This window comes from Gluconacetobacter diazotrophicus PA1 5 (genome assembly GCF_000021325.1).
Taxonomy (GTDB): domain Bacteria; phylum Pseudomonadota; class Alphaproteobacteria; order Acetobacterales; family Acetobacteraceae; genus Gluconacetobacter; species Gluconacetobacter diazotrophicus.
In genome coordinates this window covers 1-18,576 of the sequence record NC_011367.1, presented here as the reverse complement: position 1 = coordinate 18,576, position 18,576 = coordinate 1, and the positions used below count along the sequence as shown (strand labels likewise).

Sequence of the window (18,576 nt, the reverse complement as noted above, 5' to 3'; positions counted from 1 at the left end):
AGGGGGGTCTATCATGTCCTCGGTCGTTATTCGTAATCTGCCGGAAGAGACGCATCGGGCGCTGAAGGCGCAGGCCATGTTGCACGGGCGCAGTACGGAAGCGGAGATCCGGACCATTCTTGAAGCGGCGGTCCGGCCGTCGCAGCGGGTCCGGCTGGGGTCGCTTCTGGCGTCCATCGGTCGTGAAGCCGGCGTGCGGGAACAAGATGTCGCGGCCTTGCAGGCTCGGGACCAGACCCCGGCCGAGCCGATATCCTTCGAATGATCCTGCTCGATACCAACGTGATCTCTGAGCCGTGGAAGCCCGCCCCGGAGCCGGGTGTTCTGGCTTGGATCGACGCCCAGGCGATCAAGACGCTTTTCCTGTCCGCCGTCACCGTGGCGGAGCTGCGTTTCGGGATCGGGGTGATGCCGGCCGGTCGGCGGCGTGCGGTGCTGCATGAGCGGCTGGAACAGGAGGTGCTGCCCCTGTTCGAGGGGCGTGTCCTGCCGTTCGATCTGGCCGCGTCGCAGGCTTATGCCGAACTTATGGTGCGGGCCAGGTCCGAGGGACGGGCGATCGGCAAGGCGGACGGCTATATCGCTGCGACGGCCGCGTCCCGTGGTTATGCCGTGGCCAGCCGGGACGTGTCGCCGTTCGAGGCGGCCGGGGTACGGGTTCTCAATCCATGGGAGAATGTCTGATGTCCGAGATAGATCCGGCCGCGCGCGCGTTTGACGATCTGCGCGCGGAAGTCTCGGTGTTGCGGCGGGCGGTGGAAAGCCTGCCGGCAGCATGGCATGAGAACCGGCCGCCCGACTACAGTCCGGATCTCGGCCGGATCGTGAATGCGCTGCGCGCGGTCGGGGAAGGCCTGAAGGCGGTTGAAGCCACGCCGATGCTGAAGAGCGAGCCGTCCGCGTATCGCTATGCCGTGGAACAGGCCGGCATGGCGGCCAGCCAGAGGATGCAGAACACGTTCGATGGCGCGATCCGGGAGGTGCAGGCGGAGCGGAAGCGGCTGGCCGGCATTATTGGGGAGGCGCGGGACCGGGAGCGGCAACGTTGGTGGGTTCTGGGAGCCGCCGGGCTGGCGTTCCTGTGTGGGCTTGGGGTCGCTGCGCCTCTGTTCCGGGAGATCCCGTGGGAGGGCGATCTGAGGATCGCCTCTTTCATTGTGGGTGGGGACGGAGGCTGGGACTCCGGGCGCACGATGATGAGTGCGGCTAATCCTGATGCTTGGAAAAATCTCCTTTGGGAAGAAAGAGTCGTGCAAAGTAATTATGAAAAAGTAAAAGCATGCCAGGATGAAGCTAATAAATCGAAGGCGACGGAAGGTTGTATAATTGGGGTAAAACCTGACTGATCTACTCTGTTCTGGTCATTTTCCATTTCACCTCTTTGAGGTGAGATGCTGGATCATAGAGGGCGACATCCAGAGCGAGATTGCGGGCGGTCAAACGACCGATGGCGGCGACGAGGGCATAGGAATCCTGCGCCGTGTCGGCGCTGTTCTGGATCAGCGTCCGTTGCTGCTGGAGTTGCCGTGTATATGCGTATTGTGGTGAAATTTATGTCCAGAATAAAGGATGTTTTGTGGATTTGACCGACCCTATCCTTGCTGTTCCCGGCCAAGATCAATCACTGAATGGAATAGGTGGTCGAGATGAAGGTGCTTTTGAAAACCGGCAAGGCGCGGATACTCCGGCTCAAATAAGACTCCGGGCGGTTGTTGTTGCCAGCCGCTATCATGGGTTGCAACTCGATCCGATGGATTTCAGGCCGGAACCGAACGAAACGTCGCCCTCTCCAGCGAGTTTGGCGCGATGGCTCAATGATTCCGGGGCCGTGGCAAAAGGTATGCGGATTGAATGGCGTCATCTTGTAAAGATGCGTAATTCACCGCCAATTGTACTGATGTTTCGAGACGGCTCTGCGGCACTAATGGTCAATGCGGAGCCTATTCGTGGTGTCGTCTTGCTGCGCGACCCAATGGCGGAGGAAACCGAAGCGCCCGTTTCCGTAGATGAAATGCGGCTATCGGAAATCTGGAACGGCGACATCCTCCTGGTCAAGCGTCAGCAAGACCAGAGCGAAGCCGATGCCCCGATCAATATGGCCTGGCTGGCCAGGATGGTGCTCCGAGAAAAAAAGTCGCTCCGTGATATTACTTTTGCCTCTCTGACCCTGAGTGTCCTGCAAATCTTTCCGCCATTGGCGGTCATGCAGGTCATTGACCGTGTGGTGAATAACCGGTCGATGGCGACGCTTGTGTCCATTGCAGCCATTGTTCTGATGCTTTCGATCTACGAGATACTGCTGTCCTTCGGTCGGCGTGAACTAACGCTCATCCTGACGACACGGATCGACGCCAGAATATCGCTTCATATCTTCAATCGCCTCTTGGCGCTGCCGCTCGAATATTTTGAACAGCAGCAGGCTGGGAACATCATCGGCCGTGTCATGGCGATTTATAAGGTCCGTGACTTCATGACCGGACGACTGATGTCTACCTTCCTCGATATGTTCACACTTGTTGTTATTTTGCCCTTTCTCTTCTACCTGAGTTCGACTCTCGCGTGGATGACTGTGGCGACCGCTGGGATGATCGGTGTAGTGATTGCCGTGTTCATGCGTCCTGTCGGTCGTATCTATGGCTGGCTTGTAAAGGCCGAGGCAGAACGATCCTCGGTCATGTACGAAACGGTGGCCGGTATCCGGACGGTCAAGACACTGGCACTGGAGCCAGCCCGTAAACAGGAATGGGACCGTCGGACGGCCGACGTCGTTCGTTGGAAGCTGTCCGTCGGACGCATGGCCAACTGGCCGACTACGTTGACCATGCCGATGGAGATGTTCATCAATCGCGGCATCATCCTCGTCGGAGCCTATCTCGCATTGACGAACGCCAGCACCGTCGGCGTCGGTGCGTTGGTTGCTTTCATGATGCTCGGGGGGCGCGTCGCAACGCCGTTGGTGGGCGTGGCCCGATTGCTCGACGACCTGAACGAAGTGATGACTTCGCTTGCCGAAGCAGGGTCTGTGCTTAACCAGGCAACCGAGACGAAGGCGCTGACCGAAGGGATGCGTCCACGCATCAAGGGGGCACTGTCGTTCAATGCCGTGAATTTTACCTATCCTGGCTCGACGACCAAGGCGCTCAACGATGTCAGTTTCTCGATTCCCGCCGGAACGATGCTGGGTCTGGTCGGTCGTTCCGGCTCGGGGAAGTCGACGATTACCCGCCTGCTACAGGGTGTCAGCCGCTCCTATGAAGGGTATTTGAAGCTGGATGGCATCGATCTGCGTGAAATCAATCTGACCCATTTGCGTCGCTCCCTGGGGGTGGTGTTACAGGATAATTTCCTGTTCCGTGGTTCTATACGTGACAACATCATCGCTGGCCGCCCAGGGCTGACCATTGATGACGTTGTGCGTGCCGCGCGGCTGGCCGGCGCCGAGGAATTTATCGAGCGGCTCCCCGCAGGCTATGATACCTGGATAGAGGAAGGATCGACCAATATCTCAGGCGGTCAGCGCCAGCGTCTCGCCATTGCCCGCGCCCTGATTTCAGATCCGAAACTGCTGATTCTTGATGAGGCGACGTCCGCCCTCGATCCGGAGAGCGAAGCCCTCGTCAGTGCCAATATCGAGCAGATGGGCAAGGGGCGCACTATGATCATCGTCTCTCACCGTCTTTCATCATTGGTGAATTGCGATCGGATCTTGGTCATGGAGCACGGACGGGTCGCGGATATTGGACCACATGAAGTATTGTTGGAGCGCTGTGCTACCTATCGTGCGCTATGGATGCAGCAAAACAGACATATGGAGCGGCACGCCCACAAAAATCGCATAGATGAACCGGGTCTGAAATCTTCAGACTCACAGGGAGGCTGATCCTGAATTCCCCGACGACCATTTCTCAGGCCCACAATGCCCAGGATAATACGAACGCCTGCGGGCGTCTATCGGCCGTGGAGACTGACTCCTTTGACTATGCCGATTTGCCTCCGGCGTTGCTTGAGTTTCATTCGCCGACTGCCGCGCTTGTCAACATGCCGGCCACGCCTTCAGCCCGCTATATATCTTGGATAATTGGTGCGCTGACCGCGAGTAGTATCGTATTCATGATGGTCTTTCCGCTGACTCGGGTGGTGTCCACCGAAGGGAAAATAGTATCTATTCAGAGACCTCTCGTTGTACAGCCGTTCGAAACGTCGATTATTCGTAGTGTGGACGTGCGGGAAGGTGACCTTGTTCATAAGGGCCAAGTATTATCCCGCCTTGACCCTACGGTTAACGACGCTGATATCGCAAATTTGAAGTCACAAACCCAAAGTTATACTGCGGAAGTCGCACGCCTTTCTGCGGAAGCGCAGGGTAGGGACTACCTGTCGGACCCCGACGACCCAGCGTCAATACAGCAAGCGGCGACATTCCTGCGTCGTAAGGCTGAGTTTGCGGCCAAAATCGAGAACTATCAAGAACAACTGGCTTCCCAGGCGGCCGATCTCCAAGGCGCGCTGGCCAACGCTACCATCTACGCTAAACGGCTCGAAGTCGCGACCAACGTACACAGGATGCGAACTCGCTTGCAGGAGGAACAGGTGGGCAGCCGCCTTTCTACTCTTGGCGCTCAGAACGATATGATGGAAGTTCAGCGCTCCGAGGTCCTTGCCCAGCATGACGCAGCATCGGCAAAAGCCAAGTTGCAGGCGCTCGTCGCCGAACGCCAAGAATATATTGAAACATGGAGAGCGGACATCTATCGCGATTTAAGCGAGGCACAACACAAGCTCTCAACCACGGATGCCGACTATCAAAAGGCGAAGCTCCGCAAAAGCATGACCATCTTGACGGCGCAAGAGGATGCAGTCGTCCTGACGATCGCCAGATTGTCACCTGGGTCCGTTCTGACAACCGGGGCAGAGCTGATGCGGCTTGTTCCAGTCGATAGCGGTCTTGAAGTCGAGGTGCATTTAAGCAGCAAAGATGCGGGTTTTGTGCAACCCGGCAACAAGGCAATTATCAAGTTCGCGGCATTTCCATACTCTCAGTATGGCGGTGCTGAGGCGCTGGTACGAGAAATCAGCGCAGACACGTTCGATGGTAATACGTCACAGGACGCCGTATCAAACGGCGGGATCGGGCAGCGAGCGAGCAACGATCCTGCCGCTGCGGCACAGTCCTATTATCGCGCACGGCTGCATATCGAAGATTATCGGTTGCACGGCGTACCTTCATCGTTTCACCCCCGGCCAGGAATGCCCATTACAGCAGATATTCAAGTGGGTACACGAACCATTATGCAATTTCTTCTTAACAATCTCATTCCGCTCATGACTGACGGTATGAGGGAGCCATGAAAAATATTTCCTGTTCGCCGCAGTTCCAGAAGAGATATCGACAGTGATTTCCATCAGACGGATATTTGATGGAAATACCTATCGTTCCGCCAAGAAACTATACAAAAATGGAAAGTATTATCTTGAATCCAAGGATGGTGCTGATCCGATAAAGGCTGCCAAGCTTTTTTTCTTGGCCGCGAGCAAAGGTGTCGCAGAGGCACATTACTACCTCGGACTTTGTTATCTTGAGGGTAAAGGCGTCCCCCGGAACCGGACATTGGCCATCCGTGAACTGACGGTTGCAGCGAAAGCCGGACTTGGAGAGGCCATGGTGCATTTATCCTTTCAGTATCTTGAGGGTTTTCCCAGCTTTGAAGGTGCTTCGCATTTCGCACACCTAGTCAAAGATGAGCGCAAATGTGCGAATATCTTTGACGTCAAAGCGAGCGAATATTGGGCCAAGAAGGCAATTGAAGCGGGTGCCGCAGAAGGCCATGTCTGTTTGGGTTATATCTATTCGTCAGTCGATCCCGATCGACGGAATATTGACCTGGCAATCGAGCATTATGAGACTGCAATGCAGGCGGGAAATCGTAAAGCTGGATTGGGGCTGGGGCAAATACTTCTACAGTATCGGAGCGCCGAGGCTGAGAGCATAAGAAAAGCCGAAAAATCTTTGCTTTTTGCTATTGAGGAAAAAAATCCTACTGCGGCATATCTTCTGGGCGGATTATATGAAGTCGGATCGGGCGTGGAGAAAGATCTGTCCAGAAGCAGACAGTTCTATCAAATCGCTGCGGAAGGTGGCGTGGTCAAAGCCATGGTTCGTCTCAGCCAGCTCCTATTCGATGGAGAGGGCGGATCTCCCGATCAAATAAAAGGGGAGACGTGGTTGCGGCAGGCCGCCATTAAAGGAGATGGCGCGGCTTGCCGCTTGCTGGCCGGTATCTATTCCACAAGAGCGCGTGACGATGAGGCGCGGCGCTGGTACGAGACTGGAGCGAAGCTCGGCGATCCGATCGCGGCATTCAGGCTGGCCGAAGCAATAGAGAAGCTTCAAGGTTCCGGTGCAATGCCTGTTGAAGCAATGGAGTGGTATATTCGGGCGCTGAAAAGTGGATATGAACCAGCCGCTATTAAATTATGCACAATGTTGTTCAATAAAGAGATGAGGGAATTTGGAAATAACATCCTGATGAGAATAGAGGAATTGTCCAATCAGGGAAATCCACTGGCCCATCTTGTTCTGGCTGCGCATATCAGGTCTTCACCTAACGGTGATATGCATCATGCCAGATGTTTATTGATCAACGCATCCGAAGCGGGCGTGGTGACGGCGCATTCTGCTGCTGGTGAGATGATTATGAAAGGTCTCGGAGGTAGGGCAGACATTGGGCTTGCTATCGGGTTTTTCCGCAAGGCTGCCGACGCCGGGCATCTCGATGCAATGTATGCATTGGCGACGCTCTATAAAAATCGCCGGTCTTTGTATTACAATCATACTAAAGCTGAGTTCTGGACTCGCCGAGCTGCGGCAGGCGGTCACGTAGCTGCCAATAATATGCTTAAAGAATTCAATATTTGATTAATATCATGAGTTGAAAAAGAAAATCCCGACCTTCTTTTTTTTGGCAGGGCGGGATTTTTCTTAGAGCCCGATCCGAAAGTTTTTGAACAATACCAGCCTGTTGTGATTCATCCGTCTTTGCGAAGAGATGGAGTGAATGGTGACATGGACTGGTATTGCCCGACGTGAACATAGCCGGGAAGGGTTGCGATATCCATCGGATATGACGGACGGGGAGTGGGCTTTGATCATGCCATTTGTACCCCCGGCGAAACGGGGCGGTCGCCCCCGCACTACGGATATGCGCGAGGTGGTCAACGCGATGCTCTACATAGCCTCGGCCGGGTGTGCGTGGCGCCTGCTGCCGAAATGCTTTCCGCCGGTCTCGACCGTCAGGCGCTATTTTTACGCCTGGCGTGGTGCCGGAGTGTTCGAAGTCATGAATACGGTGCTGGTCATGAGCCTGCGCGAGATCGAGGGGCGTGAAGCCTCTCCGAGCGCGGGCGTGATTGACAGCCAGTCGGTGAAAACCACGGAAAGTGGCGGGCTTTCGGGCTATGACGCGGGGAAGAAGGTCAAGGGCCGCAAGCGCCATATTGTGACGGATACCTGCGGCTTCCTGATCTTTCTCCTCGTTCATGCCGCCGACATCCAGGACCGTGATGGGGCTGTTGATGTCCTGGCAGCGATACGCAGGCGCTTTCCCTGGCTGCGCCACATCTTCGCTGATGGCGGCTATGCTGGCGACAAATTGCGATCCGCGCTCGCCTCCATGGGAAAATGGACCCTTGAAATCATCAGGCGGTCCGATACGGCGAAGGGCTTTCAGATCCTGCCGCGCCGCTGGGTGGTTGAACGGACATTCGCATGGCTGGGACGGTGCAGGCGGCTCGCCAAAGACTGGGAACAATCCATTGCTTCCTCAACCGCATGGACATTGATCGCCTCGATCCGAATGCTCACACGACGGACAGCAAGGCATTGTCACGGTTGAAGAACTTTCGGATCGGGCTCTTACGTATGGGAAATGTATTTTGATTATAGCAATCAGCTTAACGCGGATGCATTCTGCTTGGACGGCTCCTTCTTTGAGCTAGTGCTTCCCAGCATGTCCGCAATCTCCTGGAGCAATGATAGATGGCTGTCTGTTGAGGCGTTAGGCGCTGTAAATGTGAATACGCCGGCAGGAATACTCGTACCACTGGTGCTTGCGGATGTCGTCGTCTGCACGGCGGCTGTCGATATTTTCGCGCCGACTATCTCATTCGATTGAGGAAGGGCGATACTCTCTCCCGAGGCGATTGCAGCGCTCTGATTGATCGTCTCTGACCCAGTGCTGGTTACGACATGGGCACGCCCGACCGAGGCAGGGTCCACGTCACCTGGCATGATCTGCGCGTTCTCGATTTCCTGTCGGGAAATGCCGTAGGTAAAGGAAACGCCGATCGCAGAAGTTGACGCTGAAGTCATCAGCGCTGCACTTCCAGTTAATGTCATTGCGGTCGCGCTCGATGCTCCACCCGCGATTTTTTCAGTACCAGAATATGACGTCGTTGCGAAGTTGGCGGGATCGCGCAATTCCTGAATAGCGTCGTATAATTCTGTTTCCAAACTGGTTGCGCCGTTGGGGAGGGATGTGGCGTCGGCCATCGAGACGGCGGTTTGAATAAATGTGGAGTTGCCGGTCGAGGTGTAGAAGGCTTTTTCGAGATCGGCGATTTGAGAGGCATCCTTTACCGTTTCCGGAAGGTCGCTGTATCGAGCCGCAGTGGATATCGAAGCGACGGTCTTGAACGCATCGATTTTCTCAGCGTCTGAGGTCGTGCTGCTGTTAATTGTCGCCGCTGCCGTGCTGAAGAGGGCGGCGATTTGATTGACGCCATTTTCCGTTCCATCGGAGGCTGTCAATTTGCTTTCCAAAGAACGACTTGCAGCGCTGGCCTCAGTATGTGACATGGTCGCTACACCATTCGATGCAGTGATGCCCAGACCGGCAGGACTCAGACTGACCGGCGAGCCGCTGCTTACGCTGGAAAGCAGTACCATTGTCGTCAAGTCGAATGCAGCAGCGTCAGAAATCGTGAGCAGCATGAGGAAAGTCCCTTACCGATAGATACCTTAAAGTTCCGGACAATGGTTAATAAGTCGTTAATGCTCACAATATCTGATTTCAATGGCTTCCTGTTCTCTCGGGAAGCCATTGAATTATTTGGAGCTGTATTAGGCCAATGCCGCCGTGCTGGATTTATCGTCAGGCACGATTGTTCCAATCGAACTATCATGGGCGCCGATAAGTGCTGCGGCTCCGCCAATGGAATACGATAAATTCTCCGATTGGGCGGAAACGGGCGAAGTACCTACGGAGTTATCCGCAAGAGCATTCAGTGCCGATTCGGCGAGCGTTGATGCTTGCAGGCCCGAACCGGTCGCAATTGAAGCTAGAAGGGTATGGGCATCGGCGGCTGACGCCGACGAACTGGACGCATTCGTCCACGGTAGAGCAGAGTTCTCCACCGAAGCAGAGTAAGTGACGCCTCCAATGACTACTGACCCCACGTTGGTCAGAGAAATAATTTTCCCATTGGCAGTATCCTGGAGAAGCCAGTCGTCCCCATTGTTCATATAGGAGTTGTTGTTTTCGTCTACATAGCCTCCCTCGTAGGAAGTCAAAGCATCCTTCGCGTAATATGTATTGCTGGTGCCGTCTGATGCGTTGGTTGAAATAATGTCATTTCCCGCGCTTTGATTGAAAATGCTATTCCCAATCCCTTCGAATAAATAATTGTTTTGATTCGACCCTGTGAAATAGTCATTTCCAGCCGTGCCATGAATGATGACATTGACATTTGATGTTTGCCATCCAGCGGTGCTGCTCCATTGTTCAAAGGTGGTTTTGGACAGATCCATTGTTTCTCCGGTTTCAACTTGATTGGAGATACTGATGCTGTCGTTGTTTCCACCAAAGAAAATAAAATTGGCGGCTGATCCTGCGCTCGGACTGAATTCGAAAAGACCCACATCAGTATTGTCGGTCGTTATATCGATTGCTACTTGTTGGCTGGAGCTAGGGTTGGAAATTCCTCCAAGCCAGAGAGATCCTAACCAATATCGCGAGCCGCCGACATTATAGTCGCCTCCGATATACGTACTATCGGTCGCGGCAAGAGAAATTATCCCACTATATCCATTTGCATTAAACATGGTCAGACCTAGATTCGCGGGCAGGGCCGGCGAATTGTAGAAATCTGCGTTCTCAGTGTAGGTTGCCGTTACCGTCATGATTCTTATTCCTCAATTTTTTAGAATTAACCGTGATTTTTTATTGCCTACAAAATAACATTATGACATTGAAGCCAAGGTTAAATATACTGAAAACATATTCAAATATTACATATGATTTATTCAATTTCGGTTTGATGGTATGATCTGCAATAGTGATGGGTTTGGGATCAGGCTTATCGTAGAGGTCTGAGGCTGGTGTGATCTGGATTCCAGGCATAATCCTCGGTCAGGGCGAGGTGGGTCATGCGACGGCTCCGCTCAGGTCCGGGAGATCATTGGGACCCCTGTGCATTATTCGGACGCAGATTTTCGATATTCAGCGCCCCATGGAATACAATATTTCTATATCTCTGGGCTTTCCATCACTGAAGTCACATGGACATTGTGATGGGAAAGCTTATATGCCTCCAATCATCTGATCGATTCTGTCGAGAGAACCCTGTGTCGATTGAAGATCATGGTCTTCGGACGCATCGTCCTTTTTCTTCTTGTTCTTCAGTTCGTTGAGGATGCTCTTCATTTCCTCCGCCAGGCTCTTCACGGCCTTGGCAAACAGGTCGTCCCCGCTTTCTTTAGGCTGGGTATTTGCCGCACCTGCGGTCTGTTCCGTCTCATCGCTCGAATGATCGACGGCGTTTCCTTCCTGGGTCTGCTGACCGCTCTGCCCGGGAGCGGTCTGGCCTTGGGCACTCTGTTCCTGTGTCGCGTCCTGGGGAACCGACGCAACGGGTTGATCCGCCGTTACAGATGTTGCCGGGGCGGCAGTGGACGGATCAGCCGATGTGTCGGCCGACGCGGATAGTACGACGGTACCAATGGCCGCGTTGGCAGCCGATCCGCCGCATTGCACATACTCGCTGACGGCGGCGGCCAGTTCGCGGGCCATCAGCGCCAGGGCGGCCGCCAGCGCTTTTGGCGACATGAGATCCTTGGTCTCCATGAGCTGCCGCATCTGCGCCTGCAAATTGGCGACACGCGCCCCGGCATCGGCTTTTGCCGCGCTGTTGCCGGACCGGATAATCTGGTCCATGCGGGACATGGCGAGTTGCATGGAAGCCGGAGTGTTCTGCGAGGCAGTCCCGTTCAAAGCGTCGACGGCCGCCTGAGACAGCGTAATCGAAACAGATTCGGTCTCGGCGTGGCCTGTTTCAGCGGAATCTGGCTGATCGGACGTCAGGAGCGTGCCGCCTCCCTCTTTGCTCTTCTCCCTCGTCGACAGGCTATCAACGATGGTACCAGCCTTTGCCACTGAAACGTACATGGTTTGGTTTCCTGACCTGTCTTGTGGCTCAGCTCTGCGCGTAAATGAAATTCATCAATGAAAATATTTCGTATTCTACGTGTCGTCCATCTTTCCAGAAGATGAATCGGAATTGAATTTATGAATCTGTTCCTTGATGATTTCGGGAATAGGCTCATCGACAACATGACCGAACTGGTCATGAAGGCTCTTCCTGAGCCAAGAGTTGAATATATGGTCTTCGGAATCCCAACACATTCGGCAATATCCCACTTTATCAATGGATCATTTCGTTCGCTTTAGGCTCCGCGCTCACCAAATGATCCAAGGCATTGCGAACGGTCGCCCAGAACGCTGCCTCCTCTGGCTGATCCGTCTCGATGCACCGCATGACGTGCGTATGCGCTTTCTTGCGCGCTTGGCTCCAACCGCAGGATCGGATCAAGGCATCAGCCATGTCCGCCGCAGAAATATTTCTTGATATATCGTCATCTTTTCGTATCGCCATTGGCTCTCTGTCCCCGCACGACTAGACGACGACGGAAGCAAAGAGGGCACACCTGTCCCCATACCCGCCTGGCGTCGGGCGGGTCGTAACGTGTTTCAACAGGGCTAAATCACGTCCTGCCTATTTCCACAACGATGGACAGGTCTCCCCGTTCACCGCTGGACAATAGTCCGGGTGTTATATTGAGCAGGCCACCCGACAGAGGGGGCCGCCCTGTTGAAGAAGCGTTACGACACGCTGTTTTTAGGATAGCACAGGGCCTGCCCCTCACACCACCCTTGCGAGGGTGCAAATGTCGCGCACAGGCATACATGGCGAGAAATCCTGAAGTTTGCCGGCTGGACGCGAGTATCCGTCAACGAAATTGCGAATATGCGATAGATCAATGCTCATTGAAGATGATGGGTGTTACCCTTCCAATCGCGGTAATCACGTCATAATCATCAGATTCCGCTCCTTGATACCGGGCCATTATTCTTATGGCCGACAGGAGATAGCGACGATGAAAAGTGTTTTTCTGAAATCGTTTGCAGCCATTCTTTCCGTATCCGTCCTGGCCGGGGCACCGGTCGGCAGCGCGTTCGCCCAAGCGACCAAGACAGCGCCGAAGACGGCGGGCGTGTTCAAACGGAAACTGTCCTTCCCAGCACCGGCCGGCATGAGCCAAAGCGCAACCGGTGCCATCCAGCCGAGAGAGCCGGCCCCCAACATCTCGGCAGAGCGCGTGATATTCATCATCTCGACCAATACGGCGCCGAACGGAGAGAGCATCGCCGAGGGGCAGACCACGACGGCCCTTGATGAAGGCGGCGCGCAGATGGAAACCTACGTGATGGAAACAGGCTATGGGAGCGGCTATCCGAAGATCACCATGGCCGGGCAGACGATTTCGCCGGGAGCCCTTGAAGAACGTGACCTGTATTGCGTCGAAAATGGCCTCGTCACAGTGCCGTGCGACCCTGGCTATACCGCTGTCGGATACATCTACATCATCAATCTGAGCGGATACCAGTCAGGACAGTTCACGTTCTACAACACATCGCAGAACAATCCGAATGTCACGGGAAGCACTTTCCTGAACGTTCTTTGAACGAGAAAAAATGGGCCGCGCGAGCGGCCCATTTTTTTAGGCCGTGATCGCCGTTTTATTCTGATTGTTGGTATCATATTCCTCAAGTGTACTGCGCAATGCCTTGAGGGATGCGACCGTATCTTTTACATCGCCGATACCGTTCGTTTCCTGATAATTAATCATGGTATCAAGCAAGGAATAGGCGTTGAGGGTTCCGGTCGATGACTGCCGAAGTTGACCATTATTGACGCCCTTGAGTGCCCACCCATCCAACAAGGACAAGTCACCGCTCTGACGGAGCGATATCTTCCCCTGATTATAGAGTTCCGCATTCACGTCTTGCAGATTCGACGCGGAAATATTGCTGAAATCGAGAGACGATGATTGCAAAATCCCGCTCTTCTGTGTCGTGGCACCCGATGAGGACTGGGCCGTTGCATTATCGAGAATCGAAGATATGCCGCTGATCCGCATTGTCGATCCTTTCCCGGTGAAAGGTTGAGGGGAAATCCCGCCTACGTGACGTTCCGTCGTCTCTTTTCAATAGGTTACTTTCGCCTGCGGGGCAAATATCTGGTGCCCATCTTTGCCCCTGATAATGTCCCTTATCAGGGGTAGGGGAATGGCATTTCTTGATGGATCATGATCTGTCATGATATGGTGAGGCACCCAACAGGAGAGGTGTCATGGTCACCCCGCAGCGTGAGAAATTCGCGACCCAGGTCGATCCGCAGATCCTGCAGGCGGTGCGCGATTTGGCCCGTAGCGAAGGGCGGCAACTCCAGGCCCTGGTCGATGAGGCGCTGGCCGATCTGGTCGAGAAGCGGAAACAGCAGCGTCCGCGTGTCCATGTCATGGCCGCCTACCAGGCCAGTCATGAGGAATTCGCGCCGCTCTACCGGAAACTGGCCGAGTGACGGACTATCTGACCGTCATCGAGGTATTGGCGATCCATGACGATCAGATCGGGCGCTATGGCGGAGCGACGGGGATTCGAGATCGGGGTTTGCTGGAAGCGGCGCTTTTCCGGCCGCAGACCGGCTATTATGCCGACCTGATCGAAGAAGCGGCGGCGCTCTGGGAAAGCCTGTCGCAGAACCATCCCTTCATTGATGGCAACAAGCGCACGGCTTTCGCCGTGACCTGGACTTTCCTGGCCATCAACGGCGCGCGCCTGACGGCCGGCGCCGGTGAAACGGAAGACTTTATTCTCGGCCTTTATGCCGCCGGAACATTTGATTTCGAGCATCTGAAGCCGTGGCTTCGTGGCCATGTCGCCATAATCGAGTCCTGATGGTGTGAAGGCCATTGCGGCACGGGAGGGCGGCCTGCGCTTTGAGGTGTTTCTACCGTCGACGCTGGCGGACTGGCTGCTGGATCTGATCGAGCGCGGCGTGTTTTTCGATCCGTCTGAAGCCGTGTTCGTCCTGCTGGGTGAAGCCAAGGATCTGGTGCCGTATCAGGATCTCCGCGACGAACAGCGTCCCGGCATCCCGGCGGCGGAGGTCACGGCGCGGATGCGCGAGGAGATGGCACGGCCCTACCCGGTTCCGGCCACCTGGCGCATGGACAAGGAACCATGATGTTTCTCGTGCGGTTCGGCAATTTCTATGCACCTGTTACACTATTGCTAATAGTGTAACAGGCAGCGCCGGCTGAGCCGCCCCGGACCCCGGACCGTCCCCCGGTCTCACGTCTTTTCCCTGGTACCGCCCCGCCCCGGATGTTACACTTATCGGGAGAACATGCCCAAAGCTCCCCATCCGGCCCCGTCTCGCCCCCTGCAGCCGTTGCCCCTCTTCCCCGAGGCGGCCGAACTGCAGCACGTCGTGCCGGCAGCCAATCGCTGGCGCTTCTACCGGCTGAGCCTGCAGGACGATCTCTTCGGCGGCACCGCCCTGCTTCGCCACTGGGGCCGCATCGGCACCCAAGGGCAACTCCGCCTCGATCTCCACGCCGATCGCGGCCAGGCCCAGGCCGCCCTCGCAACCCTGCTGCGGCAGAAGGTCAAGCGGGGCTATCAGCCGCGAGGCAAGACGTGAGAAAGCAAGGCTTGAGGGCTCCGCCCTCAAACTCCCGGCAGGAGCCTCGGGCTCCTGCACCTCGGGACGTTAAGGCTCCGCCGGTCGGGGGGATGCAGCTCTTCGATCCGAACGGCGCACGCAAATATCTCACCGTCGCCGAGCGCGACCGTTTCCTCAAGGCGGCCGAACTGGCGCCGCGCGAGGCGCGCACCCTCTGTATGACCCTCGCCTGGTCGGGCTGCCGGCTGTCCGAGGCCCTGGCGCTGAGTGCCGATCGCGTCGATCTCGCCCGCCGGCGTGCTGGTGTTCGCAAGCCTGAAGAAGCGTCAGGCCGGGATCTACCGTGCCGTCCCAGTGCCCCCTGCCCTGCTCGACGCCCTCGATCTGGTCCACGGCATCCGCCAGGCGCAGAAGCGCCGCGATCGCGGCCAGGCGGTGCGGCTGTGGCCGTGGGCGCGGATGACCGGCTGGCGCGCAGTACATGCGGTGATGGACGAGGCCGGGCTGTCCGGGCCGGCCGCCTCGCCCAAGGGGCTGCGCCACGCCTTCGGCGTCGCCGCCGTCGCCAACGCCATCCCCCTCAACCTCGTCCAGAAATGGCTCGGACACGCCCAGCTCACCACAACCGCCATCTACGCCAATGCCTCAGGCGCCGAGGAACAGGACATCGCACGAAGAATGTGGGGGTAGGAAACTAAGCGACTAAGCGATTAATTTACTAAACGAATTACCGATTAATCGATGTTGTAGACTAAGCAACTAAGCTGTATTAATCGCATAATCGCTTAGTGGGAGTTGTCATCTGTCATGCAGACTTGGGCCGTGATTGCACAGAAGGGCGGGCAGTCGAAAACGACGATTGCGACTGCCTTTGCCGTCGAAGCTGCAAGTGAAGGGGCCGCCGTCGTCATTCTTGATGCCGACGATCGTCAAGGATCGGCACTCTACTGGTCTGAACGCCGGGAAGCAGACGACGTAATGGTGAAGGATAGCAGCGTTGCGGGGCTACCGCTGCATGTCTCGCGTGGGCGCAATAGCGGCAAGTTAGACCTTATTATTATCGACACTCCGGCGAACTCGAAGGACATCGCTATGCTGGCGGCCGAACAGGCCGATTTCGTGGTGATCCCGGTCGCGCCACGTGGACTGGACGTGCATTCGGTACTTCAGACCGTGAAGCAGGTTCAGCAGGCGGGAACGCCGTTCGCTGTGATCCTGACTCAAGTGCCGCACCAAGGCGGGGAGGGTAGCGACGCCCGCGCGGGCTTTACCGCCAAGGGCATCACAATGTTCGATACCGTGCTTCACTTCCGCAAGGATTTCTACAGGGCGACGCCGATCGGCAAGACCGCCGTGGAACTGGAGCCGGATGGCAAGGCTGCGGTTGAGCTGCGCGCTGCCTATGCAGAGGCTAAGCGATTAAGCGGTTATACGAATAAGCGAGTAAGCGAGGCTGTGTGATGGGACATCCCAAGAAGGTATCTGCATTGGCTGGTATCTTTGATGAGCCGGAGGCACCGGCACCGATATCTGTCACAGAACCCGGCTTGCCGCCGGTGACTGCTACAGAGCGGCCTCGCCGTGGTAGCTCTGCGTCAGCATCACGCAAGCGTGATAGTCACCCTGGAAAGAAGCCGGTCCTGATTCACATTCCGGAGGATATGCACCGGACACTCCGGCAGCTCAGTGTGGAGGAAGGTGGTGAACCTTTGACCGTCATCACCGAACGGTTATTGCGTCAGTATCTCGTGCAACGAGGACATACCAAATTCGCGCCGTGAGTAAGCGGCCGGCCGAGCTAAACACGGAGCTTTCCAATAAAGAGAGCCGATTACGATGATTTCGGCGTGTTATCACTGGATAGCCTCCATAAGCCCGGCGTTTGGGACGAGGGTTGGAAGCGTGGAGGCGTCTCTAAAGTGAGCTTTCGGGTGGGGGCTCACTTTTCTGGCGGTTCAGTGCCGAAATCTAACAGAAGCGGCAGTTCGGCAGCTAGACCACGCAATTTCGCTCGACGGACAATACGATGTTGATCGATTAAAATTTGAGCATCGCGCTTTCCACTTGAGGTCTTGGGAAACCAATGGAAAGCGATCCGTTCGACTTTTCGTCCTTTCTTTATAGGAGAAAAATCAACATAGAATGGGCACAATTTGTTTATTTCTTCGGTGGCGACTTTGAGACAATATTTATTGAGGTCAGCAAACCGTTCAAGTTTTCCGTCTGGGACATTTAGAAGTCCACGCAACTCTTCTATCGTAAATTCTTCTGTCTGCTTATATTCAAGACCAATGCGGCGCTCCGTCATCTCATACAGGCAGAGCGTATATTTCGACTCGAAGCAATACATCACTTGTGTTTTGAGGCGTGCATAGACTTCGCTATTTTGAAGTATTTCTATTAGTTCCTCCGGTATGCGGTAGTGAAGGAAGCCATCTTTTTCCAAGCTTTCATCGCTTGGACCAAGAAGTTGAACCCGTCTTTTATAGCTTTTTCCGTCTTTTCGAATGGTGACGATCGCAATAGTCCCCATTAGACGAAGCAACGATGCTTCTATTCTTTCATTACCTCCGGCATAGGAAACAATAGGTTCATTGAACCCGAAATTCAAGGCCGCAATAGGTGTGGTCTGGGGAACCTGTGGTCGATCGTCCGAACTCCGCAGCGTCTTGAGCAAATTGCGGTTTTGCCCGGTTCTGCTGGTGGTGTTGGCGCCGGGCGAGCGCGGAGCGGGAGCCCCGTAGGGCGCCGGAGGCGCCGGCGCCTGGGGATGATAAATCCAGCAAGAGGATGGAGCGAAGCTCCATCTGACATATCAATTCACGCCGAAGGCGTGTCCGTTCAGCGCAGGCCCGTAGGGCCGAGCAGGGGGATGCCGGGTGGGAGATCGTGCGAAGCGCGATCGGGGCGGCCGAAGGCCGCGAGCCGGCGGGGGCGTAGCCCCCAAGAGGCGGTGTGAGTTTTCCACGAGATTCTAGTTTGGAATAATACCCAAAAGCTCACCGAATTTGTTCAGATTCTTAGATTCTTTTAGATTCAAGATTCGTCCTTCTAAAAATGGCGGAGGACTGCGAAAAATCAGGCCGAAAAGTGAGGGTCCGGGTAGATTCGCGTGAGTGTTTGGGTAAGAAACGGTGAGTGTTGGGGTAAGAAACGGTGAGTGTTTGGGTAACAAATGGTGAGTGTTGGGGTAGTTCCACCAAACGGTGAGTGTTGGGGTGGGGTTAGAAACTTGAAAAGGTTGATTTCAGCCATTCCCTTCCATAAAGTGAGCCGCCAATCCACATTAGCTCACCGTTGAGGGTTTTATGTCACAAGCCACCAGCACCAATGATCCGATCAGAACATTGATGCAAAAAGGCCGTGGCAACCCCTACGACCCTGCTTATTACAGTGAGATCGTCAAACCAGGTGAACTGGTTGATATTATAGAATTAAGTCCTCTCACCCTCACTGATCGTCGTACCTACAATCTTCTAATAGCAAATGCTTGGGATCGGATAGGTGAACCAATTGTTCACCGCATTGCCAAGTCGGCTCTAAAGGGCACCC

Annotated in this window: 19 protein-coding genes and 2 pseudogenes; 15 read left to right on the top strand and 6 right to left on the bottom strand. The window is 55.2% G+C overall.

Annotation, left to right across the window (positions count from 1 at the left end):
- The first annotated feature begins 13 nt into the window (after positions 1 to 13).
- The 7 genes from GDIA_RS17985 to GDIA_RS17955 all read left to right on the top strand — a co-directional run bounded on the left by GDIA_RS17985 (position 14) and on the right by GDIA_RS17955 (position 7,892).
- Positions 14 to 265, top strand: coding sequence for a FitA-like ribbon-helix-helix domain-containing protein (locus tag GDIA_RS17985; protein ID WP_012555439.1), 252 nt, complete (start codon positions 14 to 16; stop codon positions 263 to 265).
- Positions 262 to 684 carry a type II toxin-antitoxin system VapC family toxin gene (locus GDIA_RS17980; protein WP_012555438.1) on the top strand — a complete coding sequence of 141 codons (423 nt, stop codon included), beginning with the start codon at positions 262 to 264 and terminating at the stop codon, positions 682 to 684. The genes GDIA_RS17985 and GDIA_RS17980 overlap by 4 nt, the downstream gene beginning before the upstream one ends.
- Positions 684 to 1,346, top strand: coding sequence for a DUF6118 family protein (locus tag GDIA_RS17975; protein WP_012555437.1), 663 nt, complete (start codon positions 684 to 686; stop codon positions 1,344 to 1,346). Before GDIA_RS17980 ends, GDIA_RS17975 begins: the two co-directional genes overlap by 1 nt.
- A 404-nt stretch (positions 1,347 to 1,750) precedes the next feature.
- A complete protein-coding gene (locus GDIA_RS17970; RefSeq protein ID WP_169307529.1) occupies positions 1,751 to 3,880 on the top strand; it encodes a peptidase domain-containing ABC transporter in 2,130 nt (709 codons plus the stop codon).
- Positions 3,881 to 3,957: 77 nt separating this feature from the next.
- Positions 3,958 to 5,349, top strand: a complete 1,392-nt coding sequence (locus GDIA_RS17965; protein WP_012555435.1) for an HlyD family type I secretion periplasmic adaptor subunit — start codon at positions 3,958 to 3,960, stop codon at positions 5,347 to 5,349.
- A 43-nt stretch (positions 5,350 to 5,392) separates the two neighbouring features.
- Positions 5,393 to 6,916 carry an SEL1-like repeat protein gene (locus tag GDIA_RS18905; RefSeq protein WP_081434772.1) on the top strand — a complete coding sequence of 508 codons (1,524 nt, stop codon included), beginning with the start codon at positions 5,393 to 5,395 and terminating at the stop codon, positions 6,914 to 6,916.
- Positions 6,917 to 7,055: 139 nt separating this feature from the next.
- Complete coding sequence (locus tag GDIA_RS17955) at positions 7,056 to 7,892, top strand: IS5-like element ISGdi1 family transposase (RefSeq protein WP_012222260.1); 837 nt, start codon at positions 7,056 to 7,058, stop codon at positions 7,890 to 7,892.
- A gap of 53 nt (positions 7,893 to 7,945) precedes the next feature.
- On the opposite strand, the gene GDIA_RS17950 is transcribed toward GDIA_RS17955, so the two are convergent.
- The 4 genes from GDIA_RS17950 to GDIA_RS17940 form a co-directional block, all read right to left on the bottom strand.
- Positions 7,946 to 8,989, bottom strand: a complete 1,044-nt coding sequence (locus tag GDIA_RS17950; protein WP_012555433.1) for a hypothetical protein — start codon at positions 8,987 to 8,989, stop codon at positions 7,946 to 7,948.
- 129 nt (positions 8,990 to 9,118) lie between these two features.
- A complete protein-coding gene (locus tag GDIA_RS18895; protein WP_012555432.1) occupies positions 9,119 to 10,177 on the bottom strand; it encodes a hypothetical protein in 1,059 nt (352 codons plus the stop codon).
- A gap of 400 nt (positions 10,178 to 10,577) precedes the next feature.
- A complete protein-coding gene (locus tag GDIA_RS17945) occupies positions 10,578 to 11,441 on the bottom strand; it encodes a hypothetical protein (RefSeq protein ID WP_012555431.1) in 864 nt (287 codons plus the stop codon).
- Between the two features lie 256 nt (positions 11,442 to 11,697).
- The gene (locus GDIA_RS17940) at positions 11,698 to 11,928 is read right to left on the bottom strand and encodes a hypothetical protein (protein ID WP_144880451.1); all 231 of its coding nucleotides are present in this window, start codon (positions 11,926 to 11,928) and stop codon (positions 11,698 to 11,700) included.
- Positions 11,929 to 12,430: 502 nt separating this feature from the next.
- Here GDIA_RS17940 and GDIA_RS18130 point away from each other — a divergent pair.
- Positions 12,431 to 13,018, top strand: a complete 588-nt coding sequence (locus GDIA_RS18130; RefSeq protein ID WP_012555430.1) for a DUF4879 domain-containing protein — start codon at positions 12,431 to 12,433, stop codon at positions 13,016 to 13,018.
- A gap of 36 nt (positions 13,019 to 13,054) precedes the next feature.
- Here the strand turns inward: GDIA_RS18130 and GDIA_RS17930 are convergent, their stop codons facing one another.
- Positions 13,055 to 13,474 carry a hypothetical protein gene (locus tag GDIA_RS17930; RefSeq protein ID WP_012555429.1) on the bottom strand — a complete coding sequence of 140 codons (420 nt, stop codon included), beginning with the start codon at positions 13,472 to 13,474 and terminating at the stop codon, positions 13,055 to 13,057.
- A gap of 212 nt (positions 13,475 to 13,686) precedes the next feature.
- On the opposite strand from GDIA_RS17930, the gene GDIA_RS17925 reads away from it, so the two are divergent.
- The 6 genes and pseudogenes from GDIA_RS17925 (at position 13,687) to GDIA_RS17900 (ending at position 16,485) form a co-directional block, all read left to right on the top strand.
- Complete coding sequence (locus GDIA_RS17925; RefSeq protein WP_012555428.1) at positions 13,687 to 13,917, top strand: hypothetical protein; 231 nt, start codon at positions 13,687 to 13,689, stop codon at positions 13,915 to 13,917.
- Positions 13,914 to 14,294 (top strand): type II toxin-antitoxin system death-on-curing family toxin, encoded by a 381-nt coding sequence (locus GDIA_RS17920; RefSeq protein WP_012555427.1) that lies wholly within the window; start codon positions 13,914 to 13,916, stop codon positions 14,292 to 14,294. Before GDIA_RS17925 ends, GDIA_RS17920 begins: the two co-directional genes overlap by 4 nt.
- Positions 14,295 to 14,298: 4 nt before the next feature.
- Positions 14,299 to 14,583 (top strand): hypothetical protein, encoded by a 285-nt coding sequence (locus GDIA_RS17915; protein WP_012555426.1) that lies wholly within the window; start codon positions 14,299 to 14,301, stop codon positions 14,581 to 14,583.
- A 162-nt stretch (positions 14,584 to 14,745) separates the two neighbouring features.
- Positions 14,746 to 15,042 carry a WGR domain-containing protein gene (locus GDIA_RS17910; RefSeq protein ID WP_012555425.1) on the top strand — a complete coding sequence of 99 codons (297 nt, stop codon included), beginning with the start codon at positions 14,746 to 14,748 and terminating at the stop codon, positions 15,040 to 15,042.
- A gap of 92 nt (positions 15,043 to 15,134) precedes the next feature.
- Positions 15,135 to 15,714: pseudogene (locus GDIA_RS17905) on the top strand (tyrosine-type recombinase/integrase).
- Positions 15,715 to 15,831: 117 nt separating this feature from the next.
- A complete protein-coding gene (locus tag GDIA_RS17900) occupies positions 15,832 to 16,485 on the top strand; it encodes a nucleotide-binding protein (RefSeq protein ID WP_012555424.1) in 654 nt (217 codons plus the stop codon).
- A gap of 478 nt (positions 16,486 to 16,963) precedes the next feature.
- Here GDIA_RS17900 and GDIA_RS18885 read toward each other — a convergent pair whose 3' ends face one another.
- Positions 16,964 to 17,644: a replication initiation protein gene (locus GDIA_RS18885; RefSeq protein WP_244455152.1), complete on the bottom strand. Its 681-nt coding sequence runs from the start codon at positions 17,642 to 17,644 to the stop codon at positions 16,964 to 16,966.
- 688 nt (positions 17,645 to 18,332) lie between these two features.
- Between GDIA_RS18885 and GDIA_RS18880 the strand changes: the two are divergent.
- A pseudogene (locus GDIA_RS18880) lies at positions 18,333 to 18,575 on the top strand (replication initiation protein); the annotation flags it as partial.
- Position 18,576 lies beyond the last annotated feature (1 nt).